The sequence below is a fragment of the Pseudomonas sp. RC2C2 genome, assembly GCF_018390435.1.
GTDB lineage: Bacteria > Pseudomonadota > Gammaproteobacteria > Pseudomonadales > Pseudomonadaceae > Aquipseudomonas > Aquipseudomonas donghuensis.
Window position 1 is genome coordinate 88882 of the sequence record NZ_JAHBAX010000002.1, and the last position, 17101, is coordinate 105982.

Sequence of the window (17101 nt, forward strand, 5' to 3'; positions counted from 1 at the left end):
CGCGGCATAATCCTCGGTTAATCCGCCTGGGCTTGAATAAGGCCTTTCATGACCGAGACCCGACCATGCACGTATTGCTCTGCGAGGATGATGACCTGATCGCCAGCGGCATCAGCGCCGGCCTGACCGCCCAGGGCATGACCGTCGACCGGGTGGCCAGCGCCAGCGCGGCCCAGGCCATGCTCCAGGCCGCAGCATTCGATGTCATGGTGCTCGACCTGGGCCTGCCCGACGAAGACGGCCTCAAGCTGCTGCAGCGCTTGCGTCAGCAGGGTCATTCATTGCCGGTACTGATCCTCACCGCCCGCGATGCGGTCACCGATCGGGTCGAGGGCCTGCAAGCCGGTGGCGACGACTACCTGCTCAAACCCTTCGACCTGCGCGAGCTCGCCGCACGCCTGCACACCTTGTTGCGCCGTGCGGCCGGGCGGGCGGTGAACGTCATCGAACACGGCCCGCTCAGCTACGACCCCAGCAGCCGTGAAACCTGCCTGGGCGGCCAGCCGGTCGACCTCTCGCGCCGCGAGCAGGCGCTGTTGCAGGCGCTGTTGCACAACCGTGGCCGGGTGTTGTCCAGCGAGCAGCTCAAGGACAGCGTCTACGGCTTTGGTGACGAGGTCGAGAGCAATGCCCTGAACGTGCATATCCATCACCTGCGGCGCAAGCTGGGCAACGGTATCGTCGAAACGGTGCGTGGCCTGGGTTATCGCCTGGGGCCGGCGCAATTGCCGCAGGAGCCGCAACCATGACCCTGCGTTTGCGCCTGACCCTGATCCTGGGTACCGCCTTCATCGTCATCTGGGTGCTGGCGGCGGCGTGGATGCTGCGCGACCTGCGCATGCAGATGATGTTCTCCCTCGATCAACGCCTGGTGGCCTCGGCGCGCATGGTCGCAGGTCTCGTCGACCAGTTGCCGCAGCCGTTGTCGAGCAAGGGCGAGGGCACGCGCCTGAGCGCTGATCAACTGAGCGTCGACGGCATGGCCTGCCAGGTCAGCTCGCTGCGGGGTGAAATCCTCGCCCGCAGCCACAACAACGAACAGACCCTCGACGACCAGCGCAGCGGTTTTCACGACCAGACCATCGATGGTGCGCGCTGGCGCAGTTTCACCTATGCCCATGGCGATGTACGCATCACCACCGCCGACCGCCACCAGGAGCGCGAGGCCCTGAACCGTTCGATCCTGCTGGCGGCCTCGGCGCCGGTGCTGATGGCCTTGCTCGGCAGTCTCGGTTTGCTGTGGATGGGGGTTGGCAAGGGCCTGGCGCCGCTCAACCGCATGCGCGATGCCTTGCGCCGGCGCAGCCCGGATTCCCTTGAGCCGCTGCAGGTGCGCGGCCTGCCCAGTGAGCTGCAACCGTTGCTGGAAACCCAGAACCAGCTGTTCCTGCGCATCGGCCAGACCATCGAGCGCGAACGGCGGCTGACCGATGATGCCGCCCATGAGCTGCGCAGCCCGCTGACCGCGATCAAGACCCACCTGCAGGTGGCCCGGATGACCGACGGCGAGGTCCGCGAGCAGGCGCTGGAGCATGCCGAACAGGGCGCTGATCGCCTGCATCGGACGCTTGAGCAATTGCTCCTGCTGGCGCGGGTGGAAGGTCGCCTGTCGTTCGAAGATGGCCTGCAATGCAATGCCGAGCAGATCGCTCGCCAGGCGATTCAGGACACCGGCATCGACAACGCCCGGCGTATTGATCTGCAGTTGGCACCCGGTGCGGCCCTAGTCTACCTCGGCATGCCCACGCCGCTGGCGGTGACGGCCTTGCGCAACCTGCTCGACAACGCCCTGCGGCATACCCGCGCAAGCGCACCCGTGGAGTTGGCGGTGCAGGTGGAGCAGGACCGGGTGGCGTTCCTGGTCCGCGATCACGGCCCGGGCATTGCCGACCAGGACCTTGAGCACCTGACCGAACGCTTCTGGCGCAACAGCCAGAGTGGCGGTTGCGGGCTGGGCCTGGCCATCGTCCAGGCGATCGTCCAGCGCTGCGCCGGCAGCTTGCGCTTTGACAGCCGCAGCGATGGCTTGCGGGTACTGCTGCAGATTCCATTGCGCACACGCGCGCAATGAGGGGCTGTGTACTGCGGGCCAGAAAAAAACCTCAGCGGTGACAGCCAAGCGGCTAAATCCTCGCGGCGCTGAAGCGTTTTTCAAGCGATAACAACCCGCACCCATCTGGTAACAGGCGCGTGACGGGCACATCCGCTTGCTTGCGAGGGTTTTCCCCGATGTCAGTCGCTATCAGCCTTGCCCAGGCGCACCCGGTGTCTTCGGACACCCTGGCTCCTGAAACACTTTACGCATTCGACGAATCGCCGTTACTGGCCCGACAGAACCAGCAGGAATCCAATGCCCGCAGCTACCCGCGGCGTATCCCGCTGGCGCTCAAGCGTGCCCGTGGCCTCTATGTCGAGGACGTCGAAGGGCGTCAGTTCATCGACTGCCTGGCCGGTGCCGGCACCCTGGCCCTGGGCCACAACCACCCGGTGGTGATCGAAGCGATCCAGCAAGTGCTGGCCGATGAACTGCCGCTGCATACCCTGGACCTGACTACGCCGGTCAAGGACCAGTTCGTCCAGGACCTGTTCAGCCTGCTGCCGGAGCAACTGCGCAGCGAAGCGAAAATCCAGTTCTGCGGGCCGACCGGCACCGATGCGGTGGAAGCGGCGCTGAAACTGGTCCGCACCGCCACCGGGCGCAACACCGTACTGTCGTTCCAGGGTGGCTACCATGGCATGTCCCAAGGGGCGCTGAGCCTGATGGGGAGCCTGGGGCCGAAGAAACCGCTGGCGGCCCTGCTGGCCAATGGCGTGCAGTTCCTGCCGTACCCTTATGACTACCGTTGCCCTTTTGGCTTGGGCGGCGAGGCGGGTGTGAAGGTCAACCTGCACTACCTGGAAAACCTGCTGAGCGACCCGGAAAGCGGCGTGCAATTGCCGGCGGCGGTGATCGTTGAAGTGGTCCAGGGCGAAGGCGGGGTGATTCCGGCGGATATCGAGTGGCTACGCGGTGTGCGGCGTATCACTGAAAAAGCCGGTGTAGCGCTTATCGTCGATGAGATTCAGAGCGGCTTTGCCCGCACTGGCAAGATGTTCGCATTCGAGCACGCGGGCATCACCCCTGACGTCGTGGTGCTGTCCAAGGCCATTGGCGGTAGCCTGCCGCTGGCGGTGGTGGTTTACCGCCAATGGCTGGACACCTGGCAGCCAGGGGCGCATGCCGGCACCTTCCGGGGTAACCAGATGGCCATGGCCGCAGGCTCGGCGGTGATCAATTTCCTCAAGGCGCATGACCTGTGTGCGCACGCCGAGGAAATGGGTGAGCGTCTAGCCGGCCATCTGCGGCGTCTGCAGCAAGACTTCCCGCAGTTGGGCGACATCCGTGGCCGTGGCTTGATGCTGGGTGTCGAGCTGGTCGATCCCAATGGCCGGCTCGATACCCAAGGGCATCCGCCAGTCTGCCCGCGTCTGGCACCGCTGGTGCAGTGTGAATGCCTCAAGCGCGGTTTGATCCTCGAATTGGGTGGCCGTCAGGGGGCGGTGGTGCGCTTCCTGCCGCCGCTGATCATCACCGCTGAGCAAGTCGATGAAGTGGCCGGACGGTTTGCCCGTGCCGTCGGCGCGGCGGTGGCGAGCTTGTAAACCTCCGTTATGGAAAAAAGCCAGGTGCAGTGCACCGGGCTTTTTTATGGTTCTTAACGGAGTCCTGGGTTGGGATGCTGAGGTTGTGGGCTTATCCATTCGGTGTGGCGCCGCTGCTGGCAGCGGCGCCACAGCAAATGGATAAGCTCGCAGCCGGAACAAGCCAAGCCAAGCCAAGGATCCTAGCCCCCCAGGATTCCGTGAAGAACCTTAAATTTACCCTTTCAGGATACGTCCTAGCTTGGATAAAGCCTGCTTCATGGCTGATACGGGTAGGACGATGACGATTTCGCGACGAGGATTCATAGCTGGTCTGGCAGTGGCGGGCGCGACGGTGCCAGCCGCCTACTATGCGCACAAGCAACTGACCCATGATCCCGAGGACGATATCGTGACCCCCGGCGAGGCCAGCGTCGAGCTGGCCGACAGCGCTGGCCAGCAATTGGCCGATCAGTTGCGTGGGGTCTGGGAGCTGCGCTTTGACGGTGTCGATGGCGGCCTGGCCGGCTTACCTCGCGAAGGCGTGCTGATGTACCTGGACGTCGCCACCAAGGGCCGTGGCCTGCGCGGATATGTCGATCGCGAAAGCGTCCTGCGCAGTGATGGGCCGGCAGCTTACCGGGTGCTGGGTGACTTGCTGGCGGCCTCTACGGCCACGGTGCGCTGGCGACTGATGAGCAACCTGGGTGGGCCGGGCTACGAATGTTCGGCGAGCCTGGATGAAGTCTGGGGCAACTTCGGCAATGCCGGCAGCGGTACCCTCAGTGGCCGCTTGCAGCCGCTGGATCGTTCTATGGCGTTGCCCCTGGCCGACAGCCGTTTCGTCGCCGTCAAACGTCTGTTTCCCGAGGCCCGTGAGCGGTTGCCCTATACACCGCAATTGCAGGCCTGGCTGATCAGCCCCGAACACCGGTTGTTCCATCAACTCTGGCATGCCACCCGTGACAAGTGGCACCGCTTGCCGAAAGAAAAGCACGGTGCCTTGCGCGGCCTGGGCTGGCAGCCTGGCCCGCGCGAGCGGGAGCGTGATGCCCGAGGTCCGCGCAAGCATCGCAATGGCTCGGGGGTGGACTTTTTGTTCATGCACCGACACATGCTGGGCACTGCCCGCTCCATGCAGGACCTGCCTTCCTGGAGGCATTTCCCCTTGCCGCAACCCAGTGTCGAGCACGACCGCCAGGGCTTTGCCCGCTACTACGATAACCACGATGGCTACTGCGTGCCGCCCGGGTGGCGGGCGCCGGGCGATGAGGCTTATGGCCAGTGGGTCTCGGCGATCAAGGCCGGGGAGACGTTCTGCAGTAACTTTCAGGTCTGGGAGTCGCAGTACCAGGACCCGCTGTACCTGTCGAAGCTGACCCTTGGCACGTTCGGTTCGGAGCTGGAGATGAACCTGCACGACTGGCTGCACATGGGCTGGGCCTCGGTGCCACGTGACCCGGTCAACGGTGCTCCGGTTCCCTTTGCGCGTGATCCGGCCGATTTTGCCGGGCGTTGGTTCGGAGCAGAAAACGACTTTCTCGGCGACCCGTTCTCGTCCCATGTGAATCCGGTGTTCTGGGGCTTTCACGGCTGGATCGATGACCGCATCGAGGACTGGTTCCGGGCCCACGAGCGCTACAACCCCGGGCAAGTACGGCGTCTTGAGGTCAATGGGGTGCAGTGGTTTGCCCCGGGACGCTGGGTCGAAGTCGATGACCCGTGGCTGGGGCCAGTGACCCATGGTTGCAGTACCACGCCAGGGATGTTCCCCGGCAAGTCGGTGGAAATGGATGTAGAGACCATGAAGCTGGCCTTGCGTATCACTTTTGGTGAGGACGACAAGATTGGCGACCTGGTCCGCCGGGTACCGCAACGGCCCTGGTATGCGCGGCATCTGTCATTGCGCGGGATTGTTTCCTGATTCCTTGTATTGGGCCTGCTTTGCAGGCCATCGCCGGCAAGGCCGGCTCCCACAGGGTTTGTGCAGGCAGGCCAATGATTTAGCGAACCACCTGCCATCCGCCACCCAATGCCTTGTACAGCGCCACGCTGCCTTGCAACCGGGCCAGGCGCAGTTGTACCTGCTGGTCCTGGGCTTGATACAGCGTGCGTTGGGTTTCCAGTACTGTCAGCAGGGTCTCGGCACCCGCCTGGTAGCGGCGCTCAGACAGTCTGAAAGCGATCTGCGCCTGCTCCACTTCCTCATCCTGCGACTGGCGCTGCTGGTCGACGCCACTGATGCCATTGATGGCCCTTTCGACATCGGCAAAGCCGTTGATGATGCTGCTGCGGTAATTCTCCAGCAGTTCATCCTGCTTAGCGCGGGCTTTGTCGCGTTCGGCGCGCAAGCGGCCGTTGTTGAAGATCGGCGCAGCCAACCCGGCACTCAAGGTGTAGTAGGGGCTACGCATCACCTGGGTAAAGGTATCGGCGCCTGAACCCAGGTCGGCGCCCAGGGTCAGGCTCGGCAGCATCGCCGCGCGGGCTACCCGTACGTCTGCCTGGGCAGCGGCCAGGCTGGCTTCGGCAGTGGCGATATCCGGACGGCGGCTAAGCAGCTCGCTGGGCACGCCGCTGCCGATTTGCGGCCAGTTCAGGCGGGTGATCGATTCTTCAAGGGCGGGCAGCGCCTGCACTGGCTCGCCGAGCAAGGTCGCCAGGGTGATGCGCGCCTCCTGCAACTGCTGCTCGAACAGTGGTACCTGGCGTTGCTGGCCGGCAACCAGGCTGCGTTGCTGGGCTAGTTCCAGGGCGGTGGCCGAGCCGGATTGATAGCGGGTTTCGACCAGGCGCAGGACATCCTCGGCATTACTCAGATTGAGGCGGGCAATATGCACCTGCTCTCGCAGGGCCAGGCTCTGCAGGTAGCTGTTGGCGACGCCGCTGAGCAGGGTCAGTTCGACGGTCTGGCGATCGAAACGGCTGGCATCCAGGTTGAACAGGGCGCTGTCGCGTGCGGCAGTCTTGCCGCCCCAGAAGTCCACTTCGTAGCTGGCGCTCAAGCGGGTGCCGAACGAGGTGCTGGTGCGTTCGCGGCTGCTGGCATCGAGCTGGTCGAAGCCGTTGCCATGCAGCAGGCGTTGGCGTCTGGCATCGAGGCCGAACTTGAGCTCGGGCAACAACGGCGCGCCGGCAATGACCGCCGAAGCCTGGGCCTGGCGAATACGCGCTGCGGCAGCGGCCAGGTTGAAGCTGTTGCGCCTGGCCTGTTCGATCAGTTGATCAAGCGCGGGGCTGGAGAACTGCCGCCACCAGTTCTCGTGGGGCAGCGGGGTGCTGGTCGCCTGGCCTTGCCACTGCGCTGGCGCCTGCAGGCCGCTTGAAAGTGTAGGGGCGGTCGACGTGCAGGCGGCAAGCACCAAACTGATCGAGAGGAAACTGAGACGGCAGGGCAGGTTCATGGATTATTCGCTGGTTAGGGCTTTGACCGGGTCGAGGCGGGCGGCTTTGCGGGCCGGCATGAAACCAAACACCACGCCGGTGATCACTGCACAGGCAAAGGCGCCGAGCACGGCGGGCAAGGAGAAGGCCACGGCAATATCGGCCAGGAGCAACACGCCGCCAATCAACAGCGCCAGGGCAATGCCGGTGACGCCGCCGACCATCGACAGAAGCACCGCTTCACTGAGGAACTGACGCAGGATGTCGCGCTGGCGGGCGCCGGTGGCCATGCGGATACCGATCTCGCGGGTGCGCTCGCGAACCGTCATCAACATGATGTTCATCACCCCGATGCCACCCACCAGCAAGGAGATGGCGGCGATCGAACCCAGCATCAGCGACAAGGTGTTCTGTGTCCGTGCTTCGGCCTGAATCAGCGCCGCGTCGTTGGTCAGCTCGTAGTCGTGCTTGCCATGGTGGAGTTTGCGCATCAGTCGGTCGATGGCCGCTTCAGTGTCGGCCACGCGCCGCGAGTCGGCGGCGGCGATGGTCACATACTCCGGGTCGCGGCTGCCGAACAGGCGGATTGCCGCAGCCGAGTAGGGCACCACGATGCGCGCGTCGCTGTCCTGGTCCCCGGAGCTGGCGCCTTTGCCGGCGAGCATGCCAATCACCTGGAAGGGCACGTTTTCGACCAGGATGTAGTGGCCGATGGGGTTGGTACTGGCGCCAAACAGCTTTTCGCGTACTTTCTGGCCAATCACGGCGACGGCTGCGGCGTGCTGTTCGTCGGCTTCGGTGAAAAAACTGCCCTCGACCACCGGCCAGTTGAAAATCTCGGGAAAATACGTGTTGTTGCCGCCGACATAGAACTGTTGGTTGTTGCTGCCGTAGCGCACCATCAGTTTGCTGCCGATCACTGGCATGATCATCTTCACCTGAGGCAGGCTGGAGACTGCGGCGACATCATTGAGGGTTACGACCCCGGCAGGTTCGCGCAGGGTCGGCGCGCTACCGCTGAGGTAAAGAATGTTCGAACCGAAGGCGGCCATCTGCGCCATGACCTGGCGCTTGCTGCCTTCACCGACGGCCAGCATGACCACCACCGACGCTACGCCGATGACGATCCCCAGCAGGGTCAGGGCGGTGCGCAAGCGGTTGATCCACATGATCCGCCAGGCCGCTTGCAGGGCTTCGACCAGCTCGCCTTTCCAGGCCCCGTTCAGGGTCGCGCCCTGGCTCAGGCGCTGGCGCAGGTCTTCGGCCCGCAGCCCGCGAGTGCCGGGTTCGGGGCAGGCCTGTTGCGCTGCCGAGTCGCTGAGCACCAGCCCGTCGCGAATCTCGATGACCCGATTGGCCCGTGCCGCGACTTCGCGGTCGTGGGTGATCAGGATCACCACATGGCCCTGGCTGGCCAGTTCGTCGAGCAGTGCCATCACCTCGGCGCCGCTCTGGCTGTCCAGCGCGCCGGTTGGCTCGTCGGCGAGGATGATGTGCCCGCCGTTCATCAAGGCGCGGGCGATCGACACCCGTTGCTGCTGGCCGCCGGACAACTGGTGCGGGCGGTTACCGGTGCGGCTGGCCAGGCCCAGGCGCTCGAGCAGGGCGGCGGCGCGGGCGTGGCGTTCGGTGGCGGGGGTGCCGGCATAGATCGCTGGCATTTCGACGTTTTCCTGGGCCGAGCCCGAGGCGATCAGGTGGTAACCCTGGAAGACAAAACCAAAGGCCTCCCGGCGCAGCCAGGCCAGTTCGTCAGTGTCGAGCTCGGCAACGTCCTTGCCCGCAAAGTAGTAGCTGCCTGAGGTGGGGCGGTCCAGGCAGCCGAGGATGTTCATCAGCGTTGATTTGCCGGAGCCGGAGGCGCCGACAATGGCAACGAACTCGCCCGGGTGGATGGCCAGGCTGATACCGCGCACCACCTCGACCTTGGGCGTATCGATGCCGCCATAGGATTTGCGGATATCGCGCAGTTCGATCAGGGGCGTGGACATTCAACCCCCGCTCGCGGCGGGTGCGCCGATCAGCAGGCGCTCGCCTTCGGTCAAGCCGTCGAGCACCTGTACCCGCAGGCGGTCGCTCAATCCGGTGCGCACCTGGCGCTGGTTGACCGTGCCGTTGCTGTCGAGTACCTGGGCGATGCGCAGGTCATTGCCATCGGCGTGTTCATCCAGTGCCGCCACCGGCACGGTCAGCACCTTGCTGGCGCGCCCGGCAACAAAGAACACCTGGGTGGTCATCTGCGCCATCAATGCGTTGTCCGGGTTGTCTACATCCAGCAGCACGGTGTAGAGCACCACCTTGCTGCTGGCGCCACTGCCGCTGGCACTGGCCGGGCTGCCACCGCCCTGGCTGGTTTGATCGAGGGGTTTGGGCGGCACCGGTAGAATCTGCCGCACACTGCTGGCCCAGCGCCGTTTGCCGCCGGCCAGGGTGGTGAAATAGGCCGTCATGCCAGGCTTCACGTGGCCGATATCGGCTTCGGAGACCTGCGCCCAGACGGTCATGGGCGACAATTTGGCAATGCGCAGGATCAGCGGGGTCTGCTGCTGGGCGTTGAGGGTCTGGCCTTCGCGAGCATCGACAGCGACCACGGTGCCGGACATCGGTGCATAGATGCGCGTGTAGCCCAGCTCGGCTTCATCGCTGCGCAGGTTGGCCTGGGCCTGGCGGATTTGTGCGCGATACATGTCGATGCGCGCCTGGGTCACCTTGAGTTGGGCCTGGGCACTTTGTACGTCCTCTTCGCGGGTTGCCCCGCCAGCGGCAAGGTTGCGCTGGCGCTTGTACTGTTGCTCGGCCAACTGGTATTGGGCCTTCTGCTCATCGAGCTGGGCGTTGAGGTTTTCGATCGAAAAACGCCCGGCATCCAGTTTGGCCTGCTGGGTCGAAGGGTCGATTTCCACCAGCAACTGGCCTTCCTTGACCTGGTCGCCAACCTCCACATGCAGTTTGCGGATCTGTCCGGACGCCTGGGCGCCAACGTCCACATAGCGCCTGGGTTGCAAGGTGCCCAGGGCGGTGACGCTGCTTTCGATATCCCCGCGGGTGACGGCCACGGTACTGAGCGGGTCGCTGCCGGCTGGCAGGGTTGTCCAGGCGAGCAGGGCGCCGAGGCTTAGCAGGCCGAGGCTGTAGAGGGCCGCGCGGCGGCGAGTGGAAGAACGTCTCATGCAGGGGTTCCAGCCAGAAGGTAGGGCCCGTGACTTCACCCTGGCGGTATGACTCGACAGGCACGGGAGGCTCCCAGGTAAACGAGGTGAAGGCGTTGGAATTTACCGGGGTGCGAGGTGCTTGCTGAGAATAATTATAATTTGTATTATTGCATTCTGCCATCATTCAGACCCGCTTAACCCAGAGCCAAGGGAATTCCCGCAGATGTCGCGGCCAGGTGTTGTGTTGGAAAGCTACTATCGCGAACTGGTGAGTTTCCTTTGTGCCCGCCTGGGTAACCGGCAGGCCGCTGAAGACGTTGCCCACGATGCCTATATCCGGGTACTGGAGCGCACTGGCGGGAATGACATAGAGCATCCGCGCGCGTTTCTCTACCGTACGGCCCTGAACCTGGTGATCGACGGTCATCGGCGCGGGCTGCTGCGCCAGGCCGAGCCACTTGAAGTGCTCGATACCGATGAGCGTTTCTTTTCTCCGGCGCCGTCCCAGAACATGGACCTCAACCAGCGCCTGGACCTGATGCAGCGTGCCCTGGCCGAGCTCAGCCAGCCTTGTCGCGAGTGTTTCCTGCTGCGCAAGCTCGATGGCCTGTCGCACCCGCAGATTGCCGAGCGCCTGGGTGTCTCGCGCAGTCTGGTGGAAAAACACATTGTCAATGCCATGAAACACTGCCGGGTGCGGATGCGCGAATGGGAGTCGCAGTAAGGCCAGGCGCGGGGCGGATGTGAAAAATTCGTGGTGACGTTGCTTGATTTCTGCCCGATTCCCGACAACTATCAATACAGACCCTTTATCTGGCGGGTGCTCGCCAATAGCCTGCAATTGATGAGTGGCGCAGTATGGTCAAGGAACATCGCTAACGCTGTTTGCCTTGGTCATAGACAATGCCGAACAAATCGCTGCGAATACTGATCGCCGACGAACACCCGATGCAGTTGCTGCAACTGGAGCGCATGCTCAATGGCATGGGCTACTACCGCATCGCCCCGGTCGAGAGTTTCGAAGATCTGCAGCGCCTGGTGCAAAGTGCATTGCAACCGTTCAACCTGCTGCTGGGCAATATCGACCTGGCCAGCCATGCCGGGGTCGACCTCGAGCGCTTTTGCCAGGTCAACCCGTTGATTCAGCACGCGTTGTTGTATGAATCGCAGCATTTGAAGATCCCCACCATTCCTGACAGCCAGCGCCGGGCAGTGAGCGTCAGCCTGCCCAAGGTCCCGGACAACGAAACCATCCAGTCCTTCATGAACATCATCGATTCGCCGCAGGTGCTTGGGCGCTTGCCCGCCGTTGCCGAGCGCGCTGCCAACCAGGGCTATGCCCCGCGGCGGATGAACTTCGCCCAGACCGCGTTTTCCCGTCAGTCCTAGGCCTGTCCCGGCCTTTGCGCTGGGTACGGTCGGTCGGCATTTGCTATCCTCTTGCGTTTGCCCTGGCGCCCGGTCGCGCCGGCTTCTGTTCATTTGCGGATACCTCTATGACTGCCACTGACCCTGCACGCCCGTTGCAGCTGTCGCGCCGCGATCACAAGACCCTGAGCCTGGCGGCGTTGGGCGGGGCGCTGGAGATCTACGATTTCATCATTTTCGTGTTCTTCGCCCTGACCTTGAGCCAGCTGTTCTTCCCGCCGCAGATGCCCGAATGGCTGCGCTTGCTGCAGAGCTTCGGGATCTTCGTCACCGGCTACCTGGCGCGGCCGCTGGGCGGCATCCTGATGGCCCATTTTGCCGATCATCTGGGGCGCAAGCGGGTGTTCAGCTTGAGCATCCTGATGATGGCCCTGCCGTGCCTGCTGATCGGTGTCATGCCGACCTACGCCGATATCGGCTATGCGGCGCCGCTGATCTTGCTGGCCTTGCGTATCCTGCAAGGGGCAGCGGTGGGCGGCGAGGTACCGAGCGCCTGGACCTTCGTCGCCGAGCATGCGCCGCCCGGGCGGCGCGGCTATGCCCTGGGCTTCCTGCAAGCGGGGCTGACGTTCGGCTACCTGCTGGGCGCCTTGACTGCGACGGCGCTGGCGCAGCTGTTCAGCCCGCAGGAAATTCTCGATTACGCCTGGCGCTACCCGTTCCTGCTCGGCGGTGTGTTTGGCGTGATTGGTGTGTGGCTGCGCCGCTGGCTGAGCGAGACGCCGGTGTTTCTCGCCTTGCGCGAGCAACGTGCGCAGCCGCCGGCCTTTCCGCTGCGTACCGTCCTGCGTGACCATCGCCGCGCATTGATTCCGGCTGCGTTGCTGACGTGCGTGCTGACGTCGGCGGTGGTGGTGCTGGTGGTGATCACCCCGACGGTGATGCAGCAGCGTTTTGCCATGAGCGCCGGGCACACCTTTGCCTTGAGCAGCATGGGTATCGTCTTCCTTAACATCGGTTGTGTGCTGGCGGGTTTGCTGGTCGACCGTATCGGCGCCTGGCGGGCGCTGATGTTCTACAGCCTGTTGCTGCCGCTGGGCATTGCCGGTCTCTATGCCAGCCTGGTCAGTGGTTGGGGCTGGACCGGGCTGGCCTATGCGCTTGCAGGCCTGGCCTGTGGGGTGGTGGGGGTGGTGCCGTCGGTGATGGTCGGGCTGTTCCCGGCCCAGATCCGTGTGTCGGGGATTTCCTTTACCTACAACATTGCCTACGCCCTGTGGGCGAGCACCACGCCGTTGCTGCTGATTGCCCTGATGCCGTGGAGCCCATGGGTATGTGTCGGCTTTTGTCTGGTCATGGGCGCGGTGGGTGTGCTCACGGCGATGTACTTCGGCGCACGCGAGGCGCTGGCCTTCGAAGATCAGGCGGTACGCTGCTGAGTTCATCTGCTGTGACAATCGTTACTCGCTGAATGACCGCTGATCGGGCACCCTGAGTTGTTCGCAGAGGTCAGATTGGCCTGATGCAAAGCATAAAAAAGCCCCCTGGCCACAACGGCGAGGGGGCTTTTTTTAGCTGCCAGCGGACTTACATGTTCGGGTAAGTCGGGCCACCGGCGCCTTCCGGGGTGACCCAGGTAATGTTCTGCGAAGGGTCCTTGATGTCACAGGTCTTGCAGTGCACGCAGTTCTGGGCGTTGATCTGGAAGCGCTTGCTGCCGTCTTCCTGGGTGACCACTTCGTACACGCCGGCCGGGCAATAGCGCTGCGCCGGTTCGTCGTACAGCGGCAGGTTGGTGGCGATCGGGATGCTCGCGTCAGCCAGTTTCAGGTGGCATGGCTGCTCTTCTTCATGGTTGGTGCTGGAGAGGAACACCGAGCTCAGCTTGTCGAAGCTCAGCTTGCCATCCGGTTTTGGATAGTCGATTTTTTTCGAGTCGGCGGCCAGCTTCAGGCAGGCATAGTCCGGCTTGGTGTCGTGCAGGGTGAACGGCAGCTTGCCGCCGAACCAGTTCTGGTCGACATAGTTGAACGCCGCGCCGAAGATCGGACCGAACTTGTGCATGGCCGGGCCGAAGTTACGGCTGGCGAACAGCTCTTCATGCAGCCAGCTGGCCTTGAACGCTTCGACGTAGCTGTTGAGCTGGTCGCCGCCTTCGCTGCCGGCCAGCAGGGCATCGGCCACCGCTTCGGCGGCGAGCATGCCGGACTTCATCGCGGTGTGGCTGCCCTTGATCTTGGCAAAGTTCAGGGTGCCGAGGTCGCAACCGATCAGTGCACCACCGTTGAAGACCATCTTCGGCAGCGAGTTCAGGCCGCCTTTGCTGATGGCGCGGGCGCCGTAGCTGATGCGCTTGCCCCCTTCGAGGTACTTGCTGATCACCGGGTGGTGCTTGAGGCGCTGGAACTCATCGAACGGCGACAGGTAGGCGTTGCTGTAGGACAGGTCGACGATCAGCCCGACCACTACCTGGTTGTTTTCCAGGTGGTAGAGGAACGAGCCACCGGTATTTTCGGGGCTCATCACGTCCAGCGGCCAGCCGGCGGTGTGCACCACCAGGCCCTGTTCGTGCTTGGCCGGATCGACTTCCCAGATTTCCTTGAGACCGATGCCGTAGTGCTGGGTGTCGGACTCGCTGTCGAGGTTGAAGCGCTTGATCAGCTGCTTGCCGATATGGCCACGGCAGCCTTCGGCGAACAGGGTGTACTTGCCGCGCAGTTCCATCCCTGGGGTGTACAGGCCTTCTTTGGGGTTGCCTTCACGGTCGACACCCAGGTCGCCGGTGATGATCCCGCGGACCACGCCGTTCTCGTCGAACAGCGCCTCCTGGGCGGCGAAGCCCGGGTAGATCTCCACGCCCAGGTTCTCGGCCTGCTGGGCCAGCCAGCGGCACAGGTTGCCCAGGGAGATGATGTAGTTGCCTTGGTTGTGCATGGTCTTGGGCACGAACAGGTCGGGGACCTTGATCGAGCTGCCAGCATCCTTGAGCACGTAGATGTCGTCGCGTTTGACTTCGGTGTTGAGCGGCGCGCCGAGCTCTTTCCAGTCCGGGAACAGTTCGTTCAGGGCGCGCGGTTCGAATACCGCACCGGAGAGGATGTGGGCGCCGACTTCCGAGCCTTTCTCGACCACGCAGACGCTGATTTCGTTACCGGCTTCGGCGGCCTTCTGCTTCAGTCGGCAGGCGGCGGACAGGCCAGCCGGGCCAGCGCCGACAATGACCACGTCGAATTCCATGTATTCGCGTTCCACAGGTTCTCTCCTACTCAAGGCTCATCGGTTTTTCTTTGTTGGCGGGTGTCAGGCGGTCATTTTTCAGACGCTCGGGTTGTAGCTCGAGCGATGACGGACTACACCGCTTTCTCTTGGCCGCGCATTATATCTACACCACTCACGGGGTCCAATACAAACGTTTGTTTGAATTTGCCCCAGCCCAGTAAAATCAAAGAAGCGCGGCTTGAAGCTGACCGGTTTGCCGTATTGACCGGATTGGGCGTTACGGTCAAGATACGAGCGGTTTTGCGCTCGCCGTAGGCTGACCGCCGGATGCAGGAGCACCCCTAAAAACCAGGCGAAAAGCAGGGTAGTTACGCCACAACCCGCTTTGTAGTGGAGTTTACACGCCACGACAAATAATGACCCACGGGTTTTGCAACTGACAGGCCGAATCGAGACTGCTGGGTCAGGGTTAAATTCGTCCACCTGTGATCGTTTTTAGAGGTGCCCTTGTACCCACGCGCAATCGCCGGGTTTGTCCCAGGCGACATTCTTTTCACCGGAGAGTAACGAGGAATCCATGAAGGTTCTTGTAGCTGTCAAACGAGTGGTCGACTATAACGTCAAGGTTCGCGTCAAGGCGGACAACTCCGGCGTCGACCTTGCTAACGTCAAGATGTCCATGAACCCCTTCTGCGAAATTGCCGTAGAAGAAGCCGTGCGCTTGAAAGAAAAGGGCGTTGCGAGCGAGATCGTCGTCGTTACCGTCGGCCCGGCCACTGCCCAGGAGCAACTGCGTACTGCCCTGGCACTGGGTGCCGACCGCGCCATCCTGGTCGAATCGGCTGAAGAGCTGACTTCGCTGGCCGTGGCCAAGCTGCTCAAAGCAGTGGTCGACAAAGAGCAACCGCAGCTGGTGATCCTTGGCAAGCAAGCCATCGACAGCGACAACAACCAGACCGGCCAGATGCTGGCGGCACTGAGCGGTTACGCCCAGGGCACCTTCGCCTCCAAGGTCGAAGTCGCTGGCGACAAGGTCAACGTCACCCGTGAAATCGACGGCGGCCTGCAGACCGTTGCGCTGAACCTGCCAGCCATCGTCACCACCGACCTGCGCCTGAACGAGCCGCGCTACGCGTCGCTGCCGAACATCATGAAGGCCAAGAAGAAGCCGCTGGAAACCGTTACTCCAGACGCGCTGGGCGTTTCCACCGCCTCCACCAACAAGACCCTGAAAGTCGAAGCGCCGGCTGCTCGCAGCGCTGGCATCAAGGTCAAGTCGGTTGCTGAACTGGTCGAGAAACTGAAGAACGAGGCGAAGGTAATCTAAATGACTATCCTGGTTATCGCTGAACACGAAAACGGTGCCGTTGCCCCGGCCACCCTGAACACTGTTGCTGCTGCCGCCAAGATCGGTGGTGACATCCACGTGCTGGTCGCAGGCGCAAACGTCGCTGGCGTCGCTGAAGCTGCGGCCAAGATCGCCGGCGTTGCCAAGGTGTTGGTTGCCGACAATGCCGCCTACGCTCACCAGCTGCCGGAGAACGTTGCGCCACTGGTCGCCGAGCTGGGCAAGGGCTATAGCCACGTGCTGGCACCTGCCACCTCCAACGGCAAGAACATCCTGCCGCGCGTTGCCGCGCTGCTGGACGTCGACCAGATCTCCGAGATCATCTCGGTTGAATCGGCTGACACCTTCAAGCGTCCGATCTACGCCGGTAACGCCATTGCCACCGTGCAATCGAACGCTGCCGTCAAGGTCATCACCGTACGTGCCACCGGCTTTGACGCCGTTGCCGCCGAAGGTGGTTCGGCTGCCGTTGAAGCCGTCGCTGCTGCCCACGACGCGGGCAAGTCGGCGTTCGTTGGCGAAGAGCTGGCCAAGTCCGACCGTCCAGAGCTGACCGCTGCCAAGATCGTCGTTTCCGGCGGTCGCGGCATGCAGAACGGTGACAACTTCAAGCACCTGTACGCCCTGGCCGACAAGCTCGGCGCTGCCGTTGGCGCTTCGCGCGCTGCGGTCGACGCAGGTTTCGTACCCAACGACATGCAGGTCGGTCAGACCGGCAAGATCGTTGCACCACAGCTGTACATCGCCGTCGGTATCTCCGGCGCGATCCAGCACCTGGCCGGCATGAAAGACTCCAAAGTGATCGTTGCGATCAACAAGGACGAAGAAGCGCCGATCTTCCAGGTGGCCGACTACGGCCTGGTGGCTGACCTGTTCGAAGCCATCCCTGAGCTGGAGAAGCTGGTTTAATCCAGCTGCTTCACTTATAAAAGAGCCCGGTCCGTTCGGGCTGTGCAGGCCTGCCTTGCACAGCCCGTCGGATCGGGCTTTTTCATTCGGGGTAAAAAGA

The 17101-nt window shown here is 63.0% G+C and carries 13 protein-coding genes; 9 read left to right on the top strand and 4 right to left on the bottom strand.

Features of this window, described 5'->3' with window-relative positions:
* Positions 1–65: 65 nt before the first annotated feature.
* The 4 genes from KHO53_RS18845 to pvdP all read left to right on the top strand — a co-directional run bounded on the left by KHO53_RS18845 (position 66) and on the right by pvdP (position 5545).
* Entirely contained in the window at positions 66–749 is a 684-nt protein-coding gene (locus tag KHO53_RS18845) for a response regulator (RefSeq protein ID WP_010225961.1), read from the top strand.
* Complete coding sequence (locus KHO53_RS18850; protein ID WP_213570653.1) at positions 746–2071, top strand: ATP-binding protein; 1326 nt, start codon at positions 746–748, stop codon at positions 2069–2071. Before KHO53_RS18845 ends, KHO53_RS18850 begins: the two co-directional genes overlap by 4 nt.
* Positions 2072–2229: 158 nt before the next feature.
* The gene (locus KHO53_RS18855; protein WP_213570654.1) at positions 2230–3642 is read left to right on the top strand and encodes an aspartate aminotransferase family protein; all 1413 of its coding nucleotides are present in this window, start codon (positions 2230–2232) and stop codon (positions 3640–3642) included.
* A 280-nt stretch (positions 3643–3922) separates the two neighbouring features.
* Positions 3923–5545, top strand: a complete 1623-nt coding sequence (gene pvdP, locus KHO53_RS18860; protein ID WP_026001406.1) for a pyoverdine maturation tyrosinase PvdP — start codon at positions 3923–3925, stop codon at positions 5543–5545.
* Positions 5546–5624: 79 nt separating this feature from the next.
* Here the strand turns inward: pvdP and KHO53_RS18865 are convergent, their stop codons facing one another.
* The 3 genes from KHO53_RS18865 to KHO53_RS18875 are packed head-to-tail and all read right to left on the bottom strand — an operon-like array spanning position 5625 to position 10175.
* Entirely contained in the window at positions 5625–7025 is a 1401-nt protein-coding gene (locus KHO53_RS18865) for an efflux transporter outer membrane subunit (protein ID WP_213570655.1), read from the bottom strand.
* Positions 7026–7028: 3 nt separating this feature from the next.
* Positions 7029–8996 (bottom strand): MacB family efflux pump subunit, encoded by a 1968-nt coding sequence (locus tag KHO53_RS18870; protein ID WP_036994396.1) that lies wholly within the window; start codon positions 8994–8996, stop codon positions 7029–7031.
* Entirely contained in the window at positions 8997–10175 is a 1179-nt protein-coding gene (locus KHO53_RS18875) for an efflux RND transporter periplasmic adaptor subunit (RefSeq protein ID WP_010224709.1), read from the bottom strand.
* Between the two features lie 226 nt (positions 10176–10401).
* On the opposite strand from KHO53_RS18875, the gene KHO53_RS18880 reads away from it, so the two are divergent.
* The 3 genes from KHO53_RS18880 to KHO53_RS18890 all read left to right on the top strand — a co-directional run bounded on the left by KHO53_RS18880 (position 10402) and on the right by KHO53_RS18890 (position 12964).
* A complete protein-coding gene (locus KHO53_RS18880; protein ID WP_213570656.1) occupies positions 10402–10881 on the top strand; it encodes a sigma-70 family RNA polymerase sigma factor in 480 nt (159 codons plus the stop codon).
* A gap of 179 nt (positions 10882–11060) precedes the next feature.
* The gene (locus KHO53_RS18885; protein WP_213570657.1) at positions 11061–11546 is read left to right on the top strand and encodes a histidine kinase; all 486 of its coding nucleotides are present in this window, start codon (positions 11061–11063) and stop codon (positions 11544–11546) included.
* A gap of 107 nt (positions 11547–11653) precedes the next feature.
* Positions 11654–12964, top strand: a complete 1311-nt coding sequence (locus KHO53_RS18890; protein ID WP_213570658.1) for an MFS transporter — start codon at positions 11654–11656, stop codon at positions 12962–12964.
* Positions 12965–13112: 148 nt separating this feature from the next.
* Here KHO53_RS18890 and KHO53_RS18895 read toward each other — a convergent pair whose 3' ends face one another.
* Positions 13113–14777 (bottom strand): electron transfer flavoprotein-ubiquinone oxidoreductase, encoded by a 1665-nt coding sequence (locus tag KHO53_RS18895; RefSeq protein WP_036994401.1) that lies wholly within the window; start codon positions 14775–14777, stop codon positions 13113–13115.
* Positions 14778–15321: 544 nt separating this feature from the next.
* Here KHO53_RS18895 and KHO53_RS18900 point away from each other — a divergent pair.
* Together KHO53_RS18900 and KHO53_RS18905 are read left to right on the top strand one after the other, a co-directional pair.
* Entirely contained in the window at positions 15322–16071 is a 750-nt protein-coding gene (locus KHO53_RS18900) for an electron transfer flavoprotein subunit beta/FixA family protein (RefSeq protein ID WP_010224703.1), read from the top strand.
* Positions 16072–17001: an electron transfer flavoprotein subunit alpha/FixB family protein gene (locus KHO53_RS18905; RefSeq protein ID WP_010224701.1), complete on the top strand. Its 930-nt coding sequence runs from the start codon at positions 16072–16074 to the stop codon at positions 16999–17001.
* The last annotated feature ends 100 nt before the right edge of the window (positions 17002–17101 follow it).